This is a genomic window from Bradyrhizobium sp. 23, assembly GCF_023073295.1.
Taxonomy (GTDB): domain Bacteria; phylum Pseudomonadota; class Alphaproteobacteria; order Rhizobiales; family Xanthobacteraceae; genus Bradyrhizobium; species Bradyrhizobium canariense_D.
Window position 1 is genome coordinate 183,143 of record NZ_JADPJF010000064.1, and the last position, 2,938, is coordinate 186,080.

A 2,938-nucleotide genomic window follows, 5' to 3' on the forward strand; every position below is an offset into this window, starting at 1 on the left:
ACTGTGTGTCGGCCTTGCCGGCGCCTACGCGTCCGAATGGTCGCTGTTGTCGATGTACATCTTGCTCGTGGCCGTCGTGACGTTCCGCGCGCGCGGCCTCTGGGGCAAAAAAAGCGTGCTCGAGGCCTAAAGGGAATGATTGTGGGACCAAAATCTTCACCGGACGCTGCGCGCCTCGTGACGCCGACGATGCTGGTGCTCTGGCTCGTGCTTGCAACGGTGCCGCTCTGGATCACGCGGATCGGGCTCTATCCCTATCTCGGGATCGAGATCCTGATCTGGTCGCTCTATGCGCTCGCATTCAACCTGGTGCTGGGCACCGCCGGACTTCCGTCGTTCGGTCATGGTGCCTATTTCGGCATCGGCGCCTACGCGTTCGGTCTCTGTCAGTTCGACATCCTCGCCAATCTCTGGATATGCCTGATTGCCGCGGCCGCGGCGGCAGGTCTCGCCGGCGTGCTGGTGGCGCTGTTCATCTCGCACAGGCGCGGCATCTATTATGCCTTCATGACGATTGCCTTCGGCCAGATCTTCTGGACGTTGGCGATAAAATCGCACCGGATCACCGGCGGCGAAGACGGCCTTCTCAAGATCAAACGGTTGCCGGCCGATTTCGGGCTTGTGTCGTTCGATCTCAACGACAATGTCGCGTTCTACTATTTCGTGCTCGCCGTCTTTGCGGTCGGCACCGCCGCATTGTGGAGGCTGGTGCACTCGCCCTATGGCCGCGTGGTCGCTGCGATCAGGCAGAGCGAAGTTCGCGCGAGCCATCTCGGCTATAATGTGTGGCTCTACAAAGTCGCGATCTTTGCGCTGTCGGCCGCCGTCTCGGGGTTTGCCGGCGGATTGTTCGCCATGGCGCAGCTCGCCGCATTCCCCGACGTCATGAGCCTGCATCAATCCGGCTACGTCGTGATGATGACGCTCGTCGGCGGTGGCCTCGTCAGCTTCTGGGGCCCGGTGATTGGCGTATTTCTCTTCCTCACCGCCCGAGACGTGATCGGTGCGCTGACCAATGCCTGGATGCTCTATTTTGGTCTGCTCTTCATCGCCATCGTGCTGTTTCGCCCCGAAGGCATTGCCGGCGCGATATCCGCTGCCGTGCAGCAGCACTCACTCGGCGCCTTACGGCAGCGCGGTACCTCGGCGATGCGGCTGCTGTTCGGGAGCGGGCGATGAACATGATCGAAGCCGCGGCCGTTCATGTCCGCTTCGGCGACCGCGTCGTGCTGGAGAGCGTCGATCTCGCGGTCGCGGAGGGCGAGTTTCACGGTGTGATGGGCCCGAACGGTGCCGGCAAAACCACGTTCTTCAATGTCCTCACCGGCCGGGTGAAACCGAATCGTGGTCGAGTCCTGCTCGCCGGCGAGGATGTCACGGGCCTCAGCCCGCACCGCATCGCCGCCAAGGGCATCGCCCGCTCGTTTCAGATCATGACACTGTTCGACGAATTCTCCGCGCGTGACAACGTCATGATGGGCTTGCCCGAGTTTCGCGCCCGTGGCCAGGATGTCGCGCGCGCAGCGGCGGGCGACAGCCGGCTTGCCGCGAAGGCCTCTGAATCGCTGGCGGCAGTCGGGCTTGCCGACAAAGGCGACATCCGCGCCAAGGACCTGTCCTATGGCGACCGGCGCGCGCTGGAGATCGCGGTCGCCCTGGCGCAGGCGCCCCGGGTGGTGTGCCTGGACGAGCCGACCTCCGGCCTCGGCTCCGACGGGGTGCACCGGCTCGCAGCCCTGATTGCTCGCCTGAAGGGGCGGCTGACCATCGTCGCGATCGAGCACGATATGGAGTTCCTGTTCTCGTTGGCTGACCGGATCTCGGTCATCCATTGGGGCCAGGTGGTGGCGCGCGGAACGCCACATGAACTGCAGCAGAACGAATGGGTGCGGCGCTCCAATCTCGGGAAGTTCGCATGATCCTCGAAGTGGACGCGGTCGATACCTTTTACGGTGAGACCCAGGCGCTGTTCGGCGCCTCGCTTGCCATCGAGCACGCCAAGGTGTTTGCGCTGCTCGGCCCTAACGGCGCCGGCAAGACGACCATGCTCCGCTCGATTCTGGGGCTGACGCGTCCGCGCCGCGGCTCCGTTTGTTTCGACGGTCACGACGTCACGCGCGATCCGACCCACGAGATTGCGCGCGCCGGCATCGGCTGGGTACCCGACGACCGCCGGCTGTGTCCGACATTGACGGTTGCGCGCAACCTGTCGATCGCGCAAAAGCGCACGCGCTTTGGCCACTGGAGCGTCAAGGAGGCCGCTACGATCTTCTCACCGCTCGAATATCTCATGGAGCGCGACTGCGAAAACCTGTCGGGCGGCGAAATGCAGATGGTGGCGATCGCCCGCGCGCTGGTCGGCTCGCCGGGATTGGTGCTGTTCGACGAGCCGAGCCAGGGACTGGCGCCGAAAATCGTCGGCGACGTGCTCGCGACGATCTTGCGCATGAAGGACGAGGGCATTGCCTCGCTGGTCGTGGAGCAGAACGCCGAGATCGCGCTGGCGGTCGCAGACCATGCCGCGGTGATCGATCGCGGCCGGATCGTCTGGACCGGGGAGGCCGCGGCCTTGCGCGATGACCGCGGGCTTCGTCAGTGCTTGCTGGGAGTACAATAAGTGGCCGCACCGCTGCTCGTTCTCGACGACGTTCGAAAGGTCTATACACGGGGCCGCGTGATCCGCCGACCGACATTCACGCTACAGGCAAACCTGTCGCTGGACGAACCTGATATCGTTGGTGTCGTCGGCCCGAATGGCGCCGGCAAGACGACCTTGTTCGAGATGATGACGGGCTCGAACGCCCCGACCTCCGGGCGCGTGCTGGTCGCGGGCACCGATATCCATGGTGTCAAATATCGCGAGCGCGACCGGCTCGCGATCCACTATCACCAATCCTATCAGGTCAGGCGCTTCCGGAAGCGCATTCCGTCCGCCTTC

General features: G+C 64.1%; 4 protein-coding genes. All 4 read left to right on the plus strand.

What is annotated here, in order from left to right; translation table 11 throughout:
• The first annotated feature begins 135 nt into the window (after positions 1 to 135).
• Positions 136 to 1,179, plus strand: coding sequence for a branched-chain amino acid ABC transporter permease (locus IVB32_RS15960; RefSeq protein ID WP_085361703.1), 1,044 nt, complete (start codon positions 136 to 138; stop codon positions 1,177 to 1,179).
• Positions 1,176 to 1,919 (plus strand): ABC transporter ATP-binding protein, encoded by a 744-nt coding sequence (locus IVB32_RS15965; RefSeq protein ID WP_247368108.1) that lies wholly within the window; start codon positions 1,176 to 1,178, stop codon positions 1,917 to 1,919. The genes IVB32_RS15960 and IVB32_RS15965 overlap by 4 nt, the downstream gene beginning before the upstream one ends.
• Positions 1,916 to 2,617 (plus strand): ABC transporter ATP-binding protein, encoded by a 702-nt coding sequence (locus IVB32_RS15970; protein ID WP_247368106.1) that lies wholly within the window; start codon positions 1,916 to 1,918, stop codon positions 2,615 to 2,617. The genes IVB32_RS15965 and IVB32_RS15970 overlap by 4 nt, the downstream gene beginning before the upstream one ends.
• Positions 2,618 to 2,938, plus strand: a 321-nt coding sequence (locus tag IVB32_RS15975; RefSeq protein ID WP_247410720.1) for an ATP-binding cassette domain-containing protein, incomplete at its 3' end; no start/stop codon positions are given.